The sequence below is a fragment of the Serratia sp. D1N4 genome (genome assembly GCF_054552755.1).
Genome location: NZ_CM137274.1, coordinates 4,193,191 through 4,209,202, shown reverse-complemented (window position 1 = coordinate 4,209,202; position 16,012 = coordinate 4,193,191). Strand labels below are relative to the sequence as shown.

The window sequence follows — 16,012 nt, the reverse complement described above, 5'->3', positions numbered from 1 at the left end:
GTGAGTATTAAAACCCAATTACGCCGCCGCGAGGCGGCGGACGTTAGCCATTTGCCTGCCAGTTTGCCGCCGTTGCTGCGCCGCCTCTACGCTTTGCGTGGTGTTAAGGGGGAACATGAACTGGAACGTGGCGTTAAAGGTATGTTGCCTTGGCAACAGCTGGAAGGCATTGACGCTGCGGTAGACATCCTGCAGCAGGCGATGATCGACCAGCACCGCATTATGGTGGTGGGTGATTTCGATGCCGATGGGGCCACCAGTACCGCATTGACGGTGCTGGCATTGCGCAGCATGGGTTGCCGTGCGGTCGATTATCTGGTGCCAAACCGTTTTGAAGATGGTTACGGCCTGAGCCCGGAAGTGGTGGAGCAGGTGGCTGCGCGCGGGGCTGAGCTGATCGTCACCGTGGATAACGGTATCTCTTCCCATGCGGGCGTTGACTTGGCGCACGCCAAGGGGATGCAGGTGCTGGTGACCGATCACCACCTGCCGGGCGAAACGCTGCCTGCGGCGGAAGCGATCGTTAACCCCAACCTGCGTGGCTGCGAGTTCCCTTCCAAATCTTTAGCCGGTGTCGGCGTGGCGTTTTACCTGATGCTGGCGCTGCGTGCTCGGCTGCGCGACAGCGGCTGGTTTGAACAGCGGACACTGGCGGTGCCTAATCTGGCAGAGCTGCTGGATCTGGTGGCGCTGGGCACGGTGGCGGACGTGGTGCCGCTGGATGCCAATAACCGTATTCTGGTGCATCAGGGCCTGAACCGCATTCGCGCTGGCAAATGCCGGCCCGGCATCCGTGCCTTGCTGGAGGTGGCAAACCGTGATGCGCGCCAGCTAGCGGCGAGCGATCTCGGTTTCTCTCTTGGCCCACGGCTCAACGCAGCCGGGCGGCTGGATGATATGTCGATCGGCGTGGCTTTGCTGCTGAGCGACGACATCGCTCAGGCGCGCATGCTGGCCAACGATCTCGACGCGCTGAATCAGACCCGGCGTGAAATTGAGCAGGGCATGCAGGTTGAAGCGCTGCAACTGTGCGATCAACTGGAGCGCTCTACTACCGCGCTGCCTTATGGCTTGGCAATGTACCATCCGGAATGGCATCAGGGCGTAGTCGGCATCCTGGCTTCACGCATCAAAGAACGTTTCCATCGCCCGGTGATTGCCTTTGCCCCGGCGGGTGACGGCATTCTGAAAGGTTCTGGCCGTTCGGTGGCCGGGTTGCACATGCGTGATGCGCTGGAGCGGCTCGATACCCTGAACCCTGGGCTGATGCTGAAGTTTGGCGGCCACGCGATGGCGGCCGGTTTATCGCTAGAAGAGGCCAAATTTGATGAGTTCCGCCAGCGTTTCGGCGACTTGGTGGGCGAATGGCTCGATCCGGCGATGCTGGAAGGGGTGATCTGGTCCGACGGCGAACTGGCAATGCAGGAGCTGACGTTAACCACGGCAGAACTGCTGCGCGAGGGGGGGCCATGGGGGCAGGCATTCCCAGAACCGACCTTCGACGGCAAATTCCGTATTCTGCAACAGCGGCTGGTGGGGGAAAAACACCTGAAACTGATGGTGGAACCGCTCGGCGGCGGCCCGTTGCTGGATGGCATCGCCTTTAACATCGATACGGCGCTGTGGCCTGACAGCAGCGTGAAAGAAGCGGAACTGGCCTACAAGCTGGAGGTCAACGAATTCCGTGGCAACCGCAATGTGCAGTTGCTGATCCAACATCTCTGGCCGCGCTAGTCTTTTCTAGGGGTACCTTTAGGCGCCCCTACCACTCTCCCCACAAAAACTGACCAACTCGCTATAAACTGGCGGCGCGATCCGCTAGAATTACCGGTTCCAATGGCATTTCGCCATCGACGACATCAACGTAAGAACGCTAAAAATCATGTTTGAAATTAATCCGGTAAAAAACCGCATTCAGGACCTGTCCGAGCGGACGGCCGTTCTTAGGGGGTATCTTTGACTATGATGCCAAGAAAGAACGCCTAGAAGAAGTTAACGCCGAGCTGGAACAGCCGGACGTCTGGAATGAGCCCGATCGCGCGCAGGCGCTGGGCAAAGAGCGCTCGGCGCTGGAAGCTATTGTTGAAACCATCGATCTGATGGAGCAAGGCTGTGAAGACGTTTCCGGCCTGCTGGAGCTGGCGGTCGAAGCGGAAGACGAAGAAACCTTTAATGAAGCGGTGGTTGAGCTTGATCAACTGACCGTCAAGCTGGAGCAGTTGGAATTCCGCCGTATGTTCTCTGGCGAATACGACAGCGCGGACTGCTACCTGGATATCCAGGCCGGTTCCGGCGGCACCGAAGCGCAGGACTGGGCCAGCATGCTGCTGCGTATGTACCTGCGTTGGGCCGAGTCGAAAGGCTTCAAAACGGAAGTGATTGAAGAGTCCGACGGCGACGTCGCGGGCCTGAAGTCTGCCACCATCAAAATTATCGGCGACTACGCGTTTGGCTGGTTGCGTACTGAAACCGGCGTGCATCGCCTGGTACGTAAGAGCCCATTCGATTCCGGTGGCCGCCGCCACACCTCGTTCAGCTCGGTGTTTATTTACCCGGAAGTGGATGACGATATCGATATCGACATCAACCCGGCCGATCTGCGCATCGACGTGTACCGTGCCTCTGGCGCGGGTGGTCAGCACGTGAACAAAACCGAGTCAGCGGTGCGTATTACCCACTTGCCGACCAACATTGTGGTGCAGTGCCAGAACGATCGCTCTCAGCATAAGAACAAAGATCAGGCTTTCAAACAGCTGCGCGCCAAGTTGTATGAATATGAGATGCAAAAGAAAAACGCTGACAAGCAAATGCTGGAAGACAGCAAATCCGATATCGGTTGGGGTAGCCAGATCCGTTCTTACGTGCTGGATGACTCTCGTATCAAGGATTTGCGCACCAGCGTAGAAACGCGTAATACGCAGGCCGTACTGGATGGCGACCTGGATAAATTCATTGAGGCAAGTTTGAAGGCCGGGTTATGAGGAACAGAAATGTCTGAGCAACAAGCACAAGGCGCCGAGCAGGCGTTGGATCTCAACAACGAGCTGCAGTCACGCCGTGAAAAACTGGTCGCGCTGCGCGAGAACGGCATTGCGTTCCCGAATGATTTCCGTCGTGATACCACATCCGACAAATTGCACGCAGAATACGGCAGCAAAGACAACGAAGAGCTGGAAGCACTGGGCATTGAAGTGACCGTGGCTGGCCGCATGATGACCCGCCGTATCATGGGTAAAGCCTCGTTCGTCACCTTGCAGGACGTGGGTGGCCGCATTCAGCTTTACGTGGCACGCGACGATCTGGCCGAAGGTATCTACAACGAGCAGTTCAAGAAATGGGACCTGGGCGATATCCTCGGCGCACGCGGTAAGCTGTTCAAAACCAAGACCGGCGAGCTGTCCGTTCACTGTACCGAACTGCGTCTGCTGACCAAAGCGCTGCGCCCGTTGCCGGACAAGTTCCACGGCTTGGCGGATCAGGAAACCCGTTATCGCCAGCGCTATCTGGATCTGATCGCCAACGACGAATCCCGCAACACCTTCAAGATCCGTTCTCAGGTGATGGCGGGGATCCGTAACTTCATGGTGGGCCGCGGCTTTATGGAAGTCGAAACCCCAATGATGCAGGTGATCCCTGGCGGTGCGTCTGCTCGCCCGTTTGTCACTCACCATAATGCGCTGGACATCGATATGTACCTGCGTATCGCGCCAGAGCTGTATCTGAAGCGCCTGGTGGTGGGGGGCTTTGAGCGCGTGTTCGAAATCAACCGTAACTTCCGTAACGAAGGCGTTTCTCCGCGCCATAACCCAGAGTTCACCATGATGGAACTCTATATGGCGTATGCGGATTACAAAGACCTGATCGAACTGACCGAGTCGCTGTTCCGCACGTTGGCGCAGGATGTGCTGGGGAATACCCAAGTGCAGTACGGCGATGAAGTGTTCGACTTCGGCAAACCGTTTGAAAAGCTGACCATGAAAGAGGCGATCAAAAAGTATCGCCCTGAAACCGATCTGAACGACCTGAACGATATGGCTAAAGCGGTAGCGATTGCCGAAGCCATTGGTATCAAGGTTGAGAAGAGCTGGGGCCTTGGCCGCGTGGTTACCGAGATCTTCGAAGAGACAGCGGAAAGCCACCTGATCCAGCCAACCTTTATTACCGAATACCCGGCGGAAGTTTCCCCGCTGGCGCGCCGCAACGACGAGAACCCGGAAATCACCGACCGCTTTGAGTTCTTTATTGGCGGCCGTGAAATCGGTAACGGTTTCTCTGAGCTGAATGACGCAGAAGACCAGGCACAGCGTTTTGCTGACCAGGTAGCCGCGAAAGACGCAGGCGACGACGAAGCGATGTTCTATGACGAAGACTACGTGACCGCGCTTGAGCATGGCCTGCCACCAACCGCAGGCCTGGGCATCGGTATCGATCGTATGGTGATGCTGTTAACCAACAGCCACACCATCCGTGACGTGATCCTGTTCCCGGCCATGCGCCCGACCAAGTAACATTACGTGAATCTATCAACCGGTGCAGGCAACTGTGCCGGTTTTTTTGTTCCCGAAGTGGGCGAAAGGGCGGTGTTGTTGCTAACTGCTTAAAACATCAGCAGTTAAATGCTTTCTCCGCTTGCCCGGCGCGCATAACCGGTTATAATGCCAGTCGCACACCAAAGCGGGTGTAGTTCAATGGTAGAACGGCAGCTTCCCAAGCTGCATACGAGGGTTCGATTCCCTTCACCCGCTCCAAATTCTCCTTATAAATCAACATGCTGATTTATAAGCGCTTCCAGCAAAGGTGATTCATCACCTACAATGCTTTCAGCCCCATTGAACTACACCTGTAACTGTCACTGTTTGGTGTGTGGTTCTGGGAGCATATCAAACCGTTGGCGGTCGTTCCAGCTTCTTACCGCGATAGCTTAACAAGAACAGCATGCCGTGCCATCGGCTCTAAACACTCCCAAAGCATAGTACATCGCAGCATTCAGCCCCGATGCCCCTTCACAGGGATAAACAGGCTAAAGTGATACGCACCGGTAGCGAAAGACCCGGCTCTATCTCCGGCTGGCCCACGGTTCCATTAGGATGCACGGGCGACCTGATAACGATGATGTACGTTGAAAATCTGATGCTGTCGCTATGCTCCGCTGCTTAGTTATCACTAACCGGGGCTTTATGGCTGCTATTGCCGATTATTACCTACTAAGTGTTATAACTATTTTGCGGGATGTTAGCCGGTTGCGGCTGTAATATAGGATAATTATCTATGCTCGACGGATGCGTCTTGTGACTTACTCATTCTTATGCATGTAATGTCTCAAAGTATGAAACCTAGGATCTCTAATACCCAAAAATCTAATGGAGTGGACGTGGCAGAGACAAAGTTAGTTCTTGATTTGGACTATATGCATAATTTAGCTATGAAAATAAAAGCTAGCCGTTCTGACAGCTTTGTTCATGATGGCTTAAGCTATGCGCTTAGATTTTACGACATAGTTAATTTCGTCTTTAATTACGAAAGATCATTTCTTAGAGCGAGAGTTACAGAGGAGGGGCGAGGGTTTAGCAGCACATCAGAAATCTACTATCCCCCACGGCATTTAACTAGAGTTGGACGAGTCAATGAAAAAGGCAACCCAGTTCTATATTTAAGTCTTACGGTAGATGTAGCATTGGCTGAAATTGGAGCCAAAGAAGGTGATATAGTTCAGATTAGTGCGTTCAGACCAAAGGATAAACCAGTACGCGTTGGTATAATCGGAGAAAAATATAAAGCTTCAAGAGGAAGCGGTAGCTTCTTGACAGGGGAGCTTGTTGAGATTGTATCTAATCTTGTGACAAAAATGGAAAAAGAAGATAGAAAAAAAGCTATGGCTTATCTGTATCCTGATATGTTTTTTGATGAAATAATAACTAACCCTCGTGCATATGAAAATGAATACATTCACTCTAGAATACTAGCTAAACTAATTTTCGAGAAACAAAAAACACTTGATGGTATTCTATATCATAGTGTTGCCAGCTACGGAGGTATTAATGTCGCGCTTCCTAGTTACAAAGCTGATAGCCTTTTAGGCTTAGAGTACACATTTCTTGTAAAGATTAAAAAAGCATATTCTTACGGGTTGTTCGATATTGAAATAATAGGGAGGCCCAAGAATATTCTTAAAAATGGAAGCGTTATCTGGTGAAGTTAGTCGGATGGTAAACAACGAGCTAGTCCATAATCCTGTGTAACTGCCAGCCTATTATAGGTGAGCGTTTAAACGCTCACCGAACTTAATCAGAGGGTGTCTAACAATTAACAGTATCAAAGCGGTTTATTATTATCTACCTCCTGCTAACTCCTGTCTTAAACCTACGTGAAAACATTCAAGCCAATCACAAGCTACTTTCAAGGTATTTAACTCATCTGTAAAAATTTCATTCTGATAGTTAAACGACTCAGTGATGTTATCATTATCATCTACCAGTACTAGAGCTTTAAGGTATCCTCTTTTTTCTGTATCCCAACTCATAAGCTCTTCAGGATGAACTTTTCTATACTTTGATTTTAATTCATCTTTGTTAGTACCCTTTGTATCTGGATATCTAAAGAAAAAACTGCCCTCATCTAATGCATCTATTGTGCTGATTGCCTCGGTAAGTTCAGGGGGAAGAGGGAGCCAGTTCGTTCTACATGTTTTTTCTAGTTTATCAGAGTTATGATTTAACATCATCGATAGTTCATAATAAAGTGCTTTCAAATTATGAACCGTTGTTAGTGGCTTTATTTTATCTTTAATTTTTATTTTAGGTGCGGATTTTTTATCTTGATTTAATAGATATCGATGAGTAACTATTAATAGTGATTTTAAATATAGTTCACAAGCATGTCTTAAAAGATAGCAAGCAGATAACTCAACTCCAAAAAAATTGTCTTCTGGATGCTTTAGTAAAACTTCAGCACTTTCTTTAAAGGACTCAGCCATTACGCCAAAACCATCATCAGAATGTTTGTTAAAAGGTAGCATCATCCATTCCATAGAAACCTACTATCATTTTCTGTTCAATAAAAGTTATCGTACTATCTCTGAACTGAGTATTAAAGGCAATATTAGGAAAAAAAACAATAAGTTGTGCAGTGTTAAAACTTCACATCCATCATTGCTCTCTCGACATCCTGATCAGTGATCCCAATATAGGCTTGTGTAACGGCGGCGTTGCTGTGGTTCAACATTTTCATTACCAAACCGATATCCCTGTTTTGCTGGTAGACGTGATAACCAAGGGATTTACGTCCGCTATGTGTACCTACTTTCAATCCCAGTCGCTCACCAGCCTCACGAAACGCCTTGCTGACAGACTGGCGGCTAACTGGTCTGCCTTTTGCCCTGTTTGTCTCGACTTGGAATAGGTAGTTGTGGTGAGGGTGTTTCTCCCTCCGCTCTGCGGTCATTTTTATGACTTCACCATGTAGGCGGATAAGCCGATACTTACCCGTTTTCTTTTCCAATATTTCCAGCTCTTCGCCTTGAACATCCTCGTACCGAACAGCCAATGCATCACTGATACGGAACCCGGTATAAATCAAGAATGTAAAAACATCCCTGTACAGAGTGCTGTTGTTCATCTCAACCAGCAGGTTACGCAACTGCTGGATCTCTTCCCGAGTTTTGATTGGTTGTACCTTCACAAATCCCCCCATTTTAATTTTATACGGAATCTAACTGACAATTTATAAATTAAAGGAATTATTGATCGTAACTTGATCATTGTAAATGAATTTCTAACTGACATAGTGATTTTTTAGTGGGTGTTTAAGGGTTATTTAGAGGGTATTTAAAAGGATTAAATGGCTATTTTCCCCGTATTTTCGGTAGTTTGGAAACTTGGTGGTTGGTGTTCGTTCTGGTTTTTAAATATGAATTAAATCAATTAGTTAATCGATAAATCCATTAAGTGGGGGGGTATCCGGCAAATGAGAATTATTCCTGTTTTTTCAAAATATCATCCAAAAAAATTCCTTTTAAAATTGCATAAATCATGAATAAACAGTGCATAAATGTGTTTTTCATACTCTGCGCTTAAAATCTGTTGCACCAATAATACTCCGATCCTTTGTGTATCAAGGCTTCGAGGCCTGTTCATGCTTTCTAACTTACAATTCATACTATTGTCAGATACCAAGATCATGCCGATCCGGCCTTATGAGATTAAATCTTATTTGCATTTAAATTGAGAGGGATTATCATTCAATTTGTAAGTGAAATTTAACAATAACTTGAGGGGTTAGGGAATAGATAGTGTTCAGCAGTTATAATTCAGTAAAAAATAATAAGTTATATTATTATATTCTTGCCATCTAAATGTAGGTGGTTCACATCTTTTATATAAAATTCAGGTTATTGCCAAAATAAATATTTCATGGATAATTGTGATTATGAACTAACTGATAGGAGAGATGCAATGACGAAATTAACGAGTGTATATACAAAACTGTTGATTTTTTCCTTATTACTTCTCTTTATTTCGCCTTGCCCTGCATTTTCAAATGAAATTACAGATGAACAACTCAATTCATATTGTGCCTTAATTCAATCAAACTTAACGGGTGATTTGTTAGTAGATGTATCAGCATATGATGCTTGTCTTAAGTTAAAGAGGAACGTTAATGCAAGTGTCCTGGATGATATGGTTAATAGATATAAAATAAAGACAGCGTCTGAGGTTCATAAAGTTGCATCTAAAAATGAGTTCGCAGCAAAGGAGTTAATTGGTTCTCCTTATGGAATGGTAACAATACAGATAAAACGAGTGTCTGCTATCTCAGGAGAGAATGCAGCTATTCTGGAGATTTACAATGGTGATAAAAACCCTTATGTATTTAGTCGGGTTATCGTGCCATTTGAGTTTAACTATCCAGGGTTGGAATACTGGGATGAAAAAGCAAAGAATGCGAAAAAAAACATATCAAAAATGAATGATGGGGATATTATTGATGTGATTTGTAAATCAGATAACTTCAGAGCAATAGGGAGCTTATCTGAGGATTATGGTTTATGCTTATATTTCGCATCAGCTAAATAATTTTTACTAGCGGGAGGAGTATGGGTAAAAGTAGTAATCATAGTCTCATTAAAACTTAGGCCAAGGTTCTAATATAACTTAGGCCATAGTCCTGATAGAGTCATTATATAAACCAACTAATTATACAAACCTATTAATTATTTAAACTTATTTTAATATAATCATTATAATTGATTAATATATTATACTATGATCTTTGAATAGCTATTTATCAGCGTATGTTCTCTTCTCTGTGAACTGGTCACGCTGATGATATTTTATTGCCATTATCAAATTGATTACGCTACACTCCATCAACCTGATACTGTGCAATAGAACTGTAATAGTTCTTGCCTATGGTTAACTCGTAAACTCATTAACCATGCAAACCCTATAACACTAATTTACCAATCATTGATTAATTGATAAATCAATAATAATCAATTTATTGTATTCGTGTTTGCAGTTCTTACTTTATTGTGCAAATTTATTTTGATATAAAACCTATGCACAATAGATCATAGGAGAGTGACAAATAGTTACTATAATCCATTAGCTCTCCTATTGTACATGTCATAGATCTCTTTTAAAGATCATACTATATAATTCTTATTATAATAAAGTGTAGTATTAATAAATATATATTAAGAAGTATATTATAATAAATTGTATGTTAAAGAGTAAATATCAAGTATATTATTATCTAGTATCTTGTACGCAAATCTTGCGCATACGTATACGCAAATTATGCGTGTACTTGTAACTGCCAGCCTTTATGACAGCTTCATAAAAGGAGGGGTATGAATGGCTCCTGTAAGTCCCTATACTAAATTTAATTCTGCAATCCACCTTGCACTATGCCTTTCCTATTAAAAGCCCCCATAATCGCCTCTAAGCGTTTCTATAGGATATTCAGTATCACGTTCTGCCACAACTCCATCCTTACCTGATTTACAACGTCAATGTACACTAGAAATAGGATCTAGATGATAGGTAAGCTATATTTCTATTGACACAAACATAATAAAATGGTATTATAAAGATAGAGTTTAAATAAATTTAAGTATATCGCCAGAGCAGGTTTATAACTGCTCTGGGTTTTCTGCTGTGGAAATGGAGGGTAATTGAAATTTAAAAAAACTGCTATGTTTGAGACACCACAAGAGGTTTGCGATGCACTACTATCCGGGAAAATCACTTGTTCCAATGCTGTCACAAAATGTACACCATCATGTAAAAATAAAGAAGAGTATAAAGATATTATTAGAGAGGGGCTTAAACTCTATCGCGTGGAGAGACTGAGACGTAAGCTTTCAATAATGGAGGATATTTGAGGGAACTAGATCATAACTTTTATATCAATGGTGTGTTGAATGGATTATATACCTATTTCGATCTACAGGAATGTTTGAGTTACCCCCACCTAACTGAAGAAAATTCTAACCAAATAGAAATTGCCGTGAGCATTCTTGCTCAACAGTTTGATTATCCACAATTGAATAGAGATGAATAATGTTAAACCTAAGATTGAAACCAGAAATATATGAAAAGTTGAAAGAGATTTCTGGGAATAACATTTCTCCTGCTGCACTGATTGTAAAAATGATAGAAGAAAATTTAAATAATCCTAAATATAGAGGAAGCTATGAACGAGAACGAAAAGAGTAAAATTGGTTACATTGACAGTAACAAACATAAATATGCATCAATAGAGAAATTATTAATTTCAACCCCCAGCATTACACGTATTTCAGATAACCTAAAAATGAATATTGATCCGTACGATAAACTCGTTTATATGACGATGCGCGATTCATATTATGGCTATAAAAACTCTGGGTTGGTCTATTATGAGGATCAGAAGGACATTGCGGCTGCGGCTGGAGTGAGCCTCAGTAAACTGAAAAAAAGCATAAAAAAATGGGCTTCACTTGGTCTGATCGAGGTGACGACGATTCGAACAGCGTCGGGCAATAAATCTAATTCATACTCTGTTATATCATTTTCAGATGTGTCAGAATTTTATCAATTGGATTGTGCTGATAGATTTAAAACACAAAATGACGCTGCTCCGTCAAATCTTGATGATGTACCAAACCCTGAAACAGCAGAATTAGCCTACGGTATAGTTGAAAAAAAACAAAATATTGGTGTTAGGATAATTTCATATGTGCAGGTCAAAAAAGTGATTCGATCAGATTCGACGCTTGAGGGATCAGGAATGACGGTGGATGAGATTATTAACAACCTGGCCGTTGGGAATATCAAAATGACATCTGAGGACATTGATAAACTACGTCGTGATGCAGGGATAAAATGCTATCTCGAGCAACCTCCATTTTAGCAATAGGTAACTAACATGAACGAATTTTTATTAATGATAAATCAGATAGCAATATTTTGGATGATGGTTGAAATGTCAGGTACATATTGGAGGGAGTATTAGATGTAAAACAATAATTTGTAGAACGAAAAAAATGTTCGAGCATGTTCAGAAACTTATAGAGGCTGAAAAGCAGTATGTAGACGTATTGAGCGGCGAGCCAGTGATTTATTTAACTATGACATATAGCCCAGATTACGATAATCCACAAAATGAAGAATATTTTAAACTGGCAGTCAGGGAATCATTTATTAAAAAACACAACTCAGACCTTTTTGGCTGCTGAATATTTCAGACTCTTACACAAAACACGAAAAACCCCCTAATTTTCCTGAATGTGCACCATTCTAAGCCATTTTAATGTTCAAAAATAACTAGCCTGTGGTCGAGTTCATATTTCTTGTTTTTAGGGTTTAAAACGCGCTATAAGGCGCAGAGAGAATAATTTTTTTGGAGGTGTATTGGCGAGAAATGCAAAGAAGAAAGTAATTAATGAAAATTATTATTACAATGTAAAGGTTCGCAGAAAAAATGGCGCTGCTAGTATTAAAGCGGAGCCTGCCGCTGTTATAAAACCCCGTTATAAACTCAGTCCCGCGTTGACTAATTATGAAAAAGAAATAATCAGCTCCATGCCAAACGTGATATTTAAGCCTAGGCCACGATTTCTGGGATATACATACTCTAAAGAGCCCCTACGCTGGCAGGCGTTTGGTTTTATCTCTAATTACGAATATCAGGAATGGGTAGAGTATAACAAACTGGATAACGAAAATTATAGCCTAGATTTGATTGCCTATTTTAGTATGGGAGATGGCGATGAGTGAAATAGAAATCAATAATTACCTTCAGTATCTAAAAGATGTATTTTCTATTTTAGCTAGGAAGAAAATTAAAAATAAAGGTCTTATAGAGAAGGGGCTTGATAATGTAGTGCAGGATATTGAATGGTTGTTTCAGAAATACAGTAAAAATAATAGTATCAATGAAGAATTTGAGCAGGGAGTAATGGAACTTTTGAACGCTATAACAGCATATAGACAAGTTTTAGGAAATCATTATGCCATAGTATCTGTGTTTCCGGCTAATTTCGATATTGCGGAGGTTAGGCAAATGGAGAAGGATTTTATAAAATGAAACTAAAAGAATTGTTAATTAATAAAACAAAACGTGAAATTGACTTCATTCAATCACGTTGGAACAGAGAAATTTATAATTTCTCTATTATGTATGTTCGCAGTCTGCAAGAAATTATCTTGAAAATCAGCAATGCCAAAAGTTGCAATCATAAACACTTACAGGATTTTATTTTTGTTTATGATTTCACCGTGAGTGAGTTGGTAGCGTTATATTCAGCGTATGAAACCCATGCTAAAAACATTACACCGACATGTTTTGACGATGCTGTTATAGGCGATCTCATGGATATTGGGTATTTTATAGGTAAGCTAATTAAGGGAGAATGAAATGATTAATACAATTAGATTAAATAAAAATAATGATGATAGAATCAGGGTGACATTGCTGGTAGATGATGTTGAAGTGGCAAATAAAATTTATCTAAAAGCAATAGAGTCTGAAACAGATGTTCATGTTGATGATAATGTATTAAAAGCATTCAAAGAAAAAAATAGAGATAATACTCAAGATAAACAAAACAAGTTAGATAGTTTTATTAAAAACAAAATGAATAAAAGGAAAAAGAAATGACACTATATTATGATCACAACCTCGACTACTGCGTTGCTGATGTTATCACATACGCAACCGATCCACTGCTCCAGGATAAAATTGTAAAACTACACACAGCTACAAAGGAGGTATTTCGGGCAGGCTCTCTGATTGATAGTTCAACTGGCAGTCTAGCAACAGCATCTACCATATCACAAAATTTATTTGTGCTATTGGAAAAAACACGTATAGGGCAAGAAACTATTTCCTGCGCCTATCCATTTGGTGTTGAACTAAAAACACAAGCACTACTAGCAAATGAAAAAGCCGCATTAACGGTGTTATTACCTATGTTACAGGCTCAAGGTTTTGGTATCCACGACTGTGGTATTTTTGCAAGTTAATCCCGATAACAATAATTAATAAAGAGGTTCGATGACAGTTTTAAACCCAAACACAGGTTATATTTATGATCTATCATCCGTGTACAATGTAACAGATACTGAAAATTTAATTTTATCAAGTTTAGATTTATTCAAAGTTGAAACACACCCGAGAAATAGAATCTCGATTGATAGAATGGTTGCTAAATCAAGCCAGATGCTAAAAGAGAACAAAGCCGAGGTGCACAGCGATTTTAATACCACTGAGCGACAGTTTGGTTCGAGTTACTTATATCAGATGATTTATCATAGTGCGATTGACAGCGTAACAAGCCGAGACGTTGAAAAATATCTAGGCAAAAATGATAATGATGCTGCACAAACAATTGACTTTTGCATCGCTGAATTTGGAGTTGAACAGGGACAGGCGTACCGTCGAACTAAAGAACAAATGTTGCGTGATGCAATTTTGGGAGGTGTTGCCAAATCTCAGTATGCAGAACAAGGTGATTTGAATTTTTATACTGAATTTGGTCAAGCGAAAACTCTGGTCACTATCGATACCTCAGAAACCGCAAACGTACCTGAACAGTTGGATGCAGTTTGGCGCAAAATTCGTAGTGTTATCAGCGAACAAGCAGGAAATCTCCAAGGCGTGACAGTGTTATGTTCCGGCACGATGGCGAGTGCACTCAAATACCATGTGAGCATCACTCAGGCGATGATGTTCATGGGTTTCAATAGCCCAGATAATTTTTATACTCAGTACACCGAATTGCTTCCCGGCTACAGCATATGGAAGTTTAAAAACTTTACATTTGTAGACGTTACTGGTGATAGCGGTATTGAGGAATATATCGGTGAGAATGGTGCAGTATTTATCCCCAGATTTAGTCAAGACAGTGGTGTTTATACACTGCATACAGGTGTCGGTGTGAAACACGCTTACCAAGGAAAAGAATTGAGTGAGGTTCATCAATACATGGTTAAAGACGAAAAATTCGGCTATCCAAGTGTTATTTTCGAAAGTGCGACATTGCCAATTAATCACCTACCGCAAGCGATTGTATTTGCTACAGTAGTATGATGGTGATTAAAATCTCAGGGGCTAAATGCCCCTTTTTTGTATATTTATCCAATAAAAATTTAAAATGAGGAAACATGAGGTTAATTATTGAAGGGGAGCGGGGAAGGCCATTTTTCAGTATCAACAGTGATGAGGAGATTTTGAGATTTGTTAACCTATCTGCATTGTGCACAGCGTTTAACATCAGCTTGCAAACAGTAAAAACCAGATTAAATCGGGGTTTGTCTCTGCGGGATGCGCTAACTCTACCTAATTACTATAATCACAGGTAGCCAAGGCTTGAGAAATTCAGTTTTGAATATGTACGGAAGCACCAATAATATCAACAATTAATAAAGGGGCCATGGCCCCTTGAATAAATTAGCGGTTTTTATCTGACTGTGAGACTACAGAACCCGCGAACGTTTTGGTCAGGTCGCTATATTTATCACTTTTCAGGGCTGCGGAAGCTTTTGCTTCCATTGCCTTGCCGGTTTCTTTTCCAGCTGCTGCCTGAGACAAAGCCGATGCTGCAAAACTTTTCTGAGTTGCAGAAGCGTTTGGATCGCGCAGGGTTTTCGCAGCCTGAGAGGCTACTGATTTAGAGGTTTTCTTGGTATTTACCATCGCTATACACCTATTTCTATTATGGATATATGGTCTCATATGGTGCTATAAATTAATAAAATGCACTATATGTAGTAATTACTGTATATGTGACCAGTTATAAGATCAAGAAAAGTATGGCTAAAGATCAGTAAAATTACACCTCCGAAGGGGGAGGGACACGCAATCGCACAGTTTTCACGTAGTGTCACCTATTCGACTGGAACCCATAAAAGTAACTGATTCAAGATTGAACTCAGTATGGGGGCCGTACGGGCTGCACAGTGGCTGTGTGAGGGTGTGCCTTGATATTTAACAGAAGAACAGTTCCAAAAGTGCCCCCCGGATCAGCCAACATAGTAGCTCTATCCAAATAGTTGGGATATTTTAAGTAAGATGTAAGTATGGTGAGATATTTAAAGATGGCGTAAACTAGTCAGAAAAAAGGAGATGTCATATGCTGGGAGTACGTGGAAAGTTAACCTTAATAATTGCGATTTTTAGTATTTACTCTGGTTTCACTTCGGCAAAATCAGAGTGCAGAGAAATGGCAGCGCGCGTAGTTCTTGATAGTGATGTTGCTCCAGTTTTTCTCAAAAATAATAGGGATTTAAAAGAACTTCAAGGCATTATGTATAATGCAGAGGTATTTTGCAAACGCCTTGTTAAATCAGTAAAGACCGGAAAGGTGACAGCAGATAGTATTCGGGTTAAAACGGATTATGGATTAAAAGAGGCTAAAGAAAAATATCAAAACGATGGTGATGTAGATGCATTTGAATTTCAAAAAATGCTTGCCAAAGTAACAATGGAGTCCATCCGAATTGCAGAAAGAGGAAATTAAAAGTTCGTC

Annotated in this window: 18 protein-coding genes and 1 tRNA gene; 16 read left to right on the top strand and 3 right to left on the bottom strand. The window is 42.5% G+C overall.

What is annotated here, in order from left to right:
• The 5 genes from recJ to ACX1CU_RS18850 all read left to right on the top strand — a co-directional run bounded on the left by recJ (nt 1) and on the right by ACX1CU_RS18850 (nt 6,193).
• Nucleotides 1-1,734 carry a single-stranded-DNA-specific exonuclease RecJ gene (recJ, locus tag ACX1CU_RS18870; protein WP_459399767.1) on the top strand — a complete coding sequence of 578 codons (1,734 nt, stop codon included), beginning with the start codon at nt 1-3 and terminating at the stop codon, nt 1,732-1,734.
• A 148-nt stretch (nt 1,735-1,882) separates the two neighbouring features.
• Nucleotides 1,883-2,981 (top strand): peptide chain release factor 2 gene (gene prfB, locus ACX1CU_RS18865; RefSeq protein ID WP_459399766.1). Its coding sequence is split into 2 segments (ribosomal slippage): nt 1,883-1,957 and nt 1,959-2,981, totalling 1,098 coding nucleotides; the frame shifts between segments, so codons are not numbered across the junction.
• Nucleotides 2,982-2,990: 9 nt separating this feature from the next.
• Complete coding sequence (gene lysS / locus ACX1CU_RS18860) at nt 2,991-4,508, top strand: lysine--tRNA ligase (protein ID WP_459399765.1); 1,518 nt, start codon at nt 2,991-2,993, stop codon at nt 4,506-4,508.
• A gap of 166 nt (nt 4,509-4,674) precedes the next feature.
• Nucleotides 4,675-4,748, top strand: a tRNA-Gly gene (locus tag ACX1CU_RS18855).
• 623 nt (nt 4,749-5,371) lie between these two features.
• Nucleotides 5,372-6,193, top strand: coding sequence for an RES domain-containing protein (locus tag ACX1CU_RS18850; RefSeq protein WP_459399764.1), 822 nt, complete (start codon nt 5,372-5,374; stop codon nt 6,191-6,193).
• Nucleotides 6,194-6,328: 135 nt separating this feature from the next.
• On the opposite strand, the gene ACX1CU_RS18845 is transcribed toward ACX1CU_RS18850, so the two are convergent.
• Complete coding sequence (locus ACX1CU_RS18845; protein ID WP_459399763.1) at nt 6,329-7,027, bottom strand: HEPN domain-containing protein; 699 nt, start codon at nt 7,025-7,027, stop codon at nt 6,329-6,331.
• A 101-nt stretch (nt 7,028-7,128) separates the two neighbouring features.
• Complete coding sequence (locus ACX1CU_RS18840; protein ID WP_459399762.1) at nt 7,129-7,677, bottom strand: tyrosine-type recombinase/integrase; 549 nt, start codon at nt 7,675-7,677, stop codon at nt 7,129-7,131.
• A 773-nt stretch (nt 7,678-8,450) separates the two neighbouring features.
• Between ACX1CU_RS18840 and ACX1CU_RS18835 the strand changes: the two genes are divergently transcribed.
• The 10 genes from ACX1CU_RS18835 (at nt 8,451) to ACX1CU_RS18790 (ending at nt 14,574) form a co-directional block, all read left to right on the top strand.
• The gene (locus ACX1CU_RS18835) at nt 8,451-9,071 is read left to right on the top strand and encodes a hypothetical protein (RefSeq protein ID WP_459399761.1); all 621 of its coding nucleotides are present in this window, start codon (nt 8,451-8,453) and stop codon (nt 9,069-9,071) included.
• 1,103 nt (nt 9,072-10,174) lie between these two features.
• Complete coding sequence (locus ACX1CU_RS18830) at nt 10,175-10,384, top strand: hypothetical protein (protein ID WP_459399760.1); 210 nt, start codon at nt 10,175-10,177, stop codon at nt 10,382-10,384.
• 178 nt (nt 10,385-10,562) lie between these two features.
• Nucleotides 10,563-10,718 carry a hypothetical protein gene (locus tag ACX1CU_RS18825; RefSeq protein ID WP_459399759.1) on the top strand — a complete coding sequence of 52 codons (156 nt, stop codon included), beginning with the start codon at nt 10,563-10,565 and terminating at the stop codon, nt 10,716-10,718.
• Nucleotides 10,696-11,394 (top strand): DUF6945 domain-containing protein, encoded by a 699-nt coding sequence (locus tag ACX1CU_RS18820; protein WP_459399758.1) that lies wholly within the window; start codon nt 10,696-10,698, stop codon nt 11,392-11,394. Before ACX1CU_RS18825 ends, ACX1CU_RS18820 begins: the two co-directional genes overlap by 23 nt.
• Before the next feature lie 500 nt (nt 11,395-11,894).
• Nucleotides 11,895-12,260 (top strand): hypothetical protein, encoded by a 366-nt coding sequence (locus ACX1CU_RS18815; protein WP_459399757.1) that lies wholly within the window; start codon nt 11,895-11,897, stop codon nt 12,258-12,260.
• Nucleotides 12,253-12,570 carry a hypothetical protein gene (locus tag ACX1CU_RS18810; protein WP_459399756.1) on the top strand — a complete coding sequence of 106 codons (318 nt, stop codon included), beginning with the start codon at nt 12,253-12,255 and terminating at the stop codon, nt 12,568-12,570. Before ACX1CU_RS18815 ends, ACX1CU_RS18810 begins: the two co-directional genes overlap by 8 nt.
• On the top strand, nt 12,567-12,899 hold the full coding sequence (locus tag ACX1CU_RS18805) for a hypothetical protein (protein WP_459399755.1): 333 nt from the start codon (nt 12,567-12,569) through the stop codon (nt 12,897-12,899). Before ACX1CU_RS18810 ends, ACX1CU_RS18805 begins: the two co-directional genes overlap by 4 nt.
• A gap of 1 nt (nt 12,900) precedes the next feature.
• Nucleotides 12,901-13,143 (top strand): hypothetical protein, encoded by a 243-nt coding sequence (locus tag ACX1CU_RS18800; RefSeq protein WP_459399754.1) that lies wholly within the window; start codon nt 12,901-12,903, stop codon nt 13,141-13,143.
• Nucleotides 13,140-13,508: a hypothetical protein gene (locus tag ACX1CU_RS18795; protein WP_459399753.1), complete on the top strand. Its 369-nt coding sequence runs from the start codon at nt 13,140-13,142 to the stop codon at nt 13,506-13,508. The genes ACX1CU_RS18800 and ACX1CU_RS18795 overlap by 4 nt, the downstream gene beginning before the upstream one ends.
• A 31-nt stretch (nt 13,509-13,539) precedes the next feature.
• Nucleotides 13,540-14,574 carry a major capsid protein gene (locus tag ACX1CU_RS18790; RefSeq protein ID WP_459399752.1) on the top strand — a complete coding sequence of 345 codons (1,035 nt, stop codon included), beginning with the start codon at nt 13,540-13,542 and terminating at the stop codon, nt 14,572-14,574.
• A gap of 360 nt (nt 14,575-14,934) precedes the next feature.
• Here the strand turns inward: ACX1CU_RS18790 and ACX1CU_RS18785 are convergent, their stop codons facing one another.
• Entirely contained in the window at nt 14,935-15,180 is a 246-nt protein-coding gene (locus ACX1CU_RS18785; protein ID WP_459399751.1) for a hypothetical protein, read from the bottom strand.
• 436 nt (nt 15,181-15,616) lie between these two features.
• Between ACX1CU_RS18785 and ACX1CU_RS18780 the strand changes: the two genes are divergently transcribed.
• Complete coding sequence (locus ACX1CU_RS18780) at nt 15,617-16,003, top strand: hypothetical protein (protein ID WP_459399750.1); 387 nt, start codon at nt 15,617-15,619, stop codon at nt 16,001-16,003.
• The last annotated feature ends 9 nt before the right edge of the window (nt 16,004-16,012 follow it).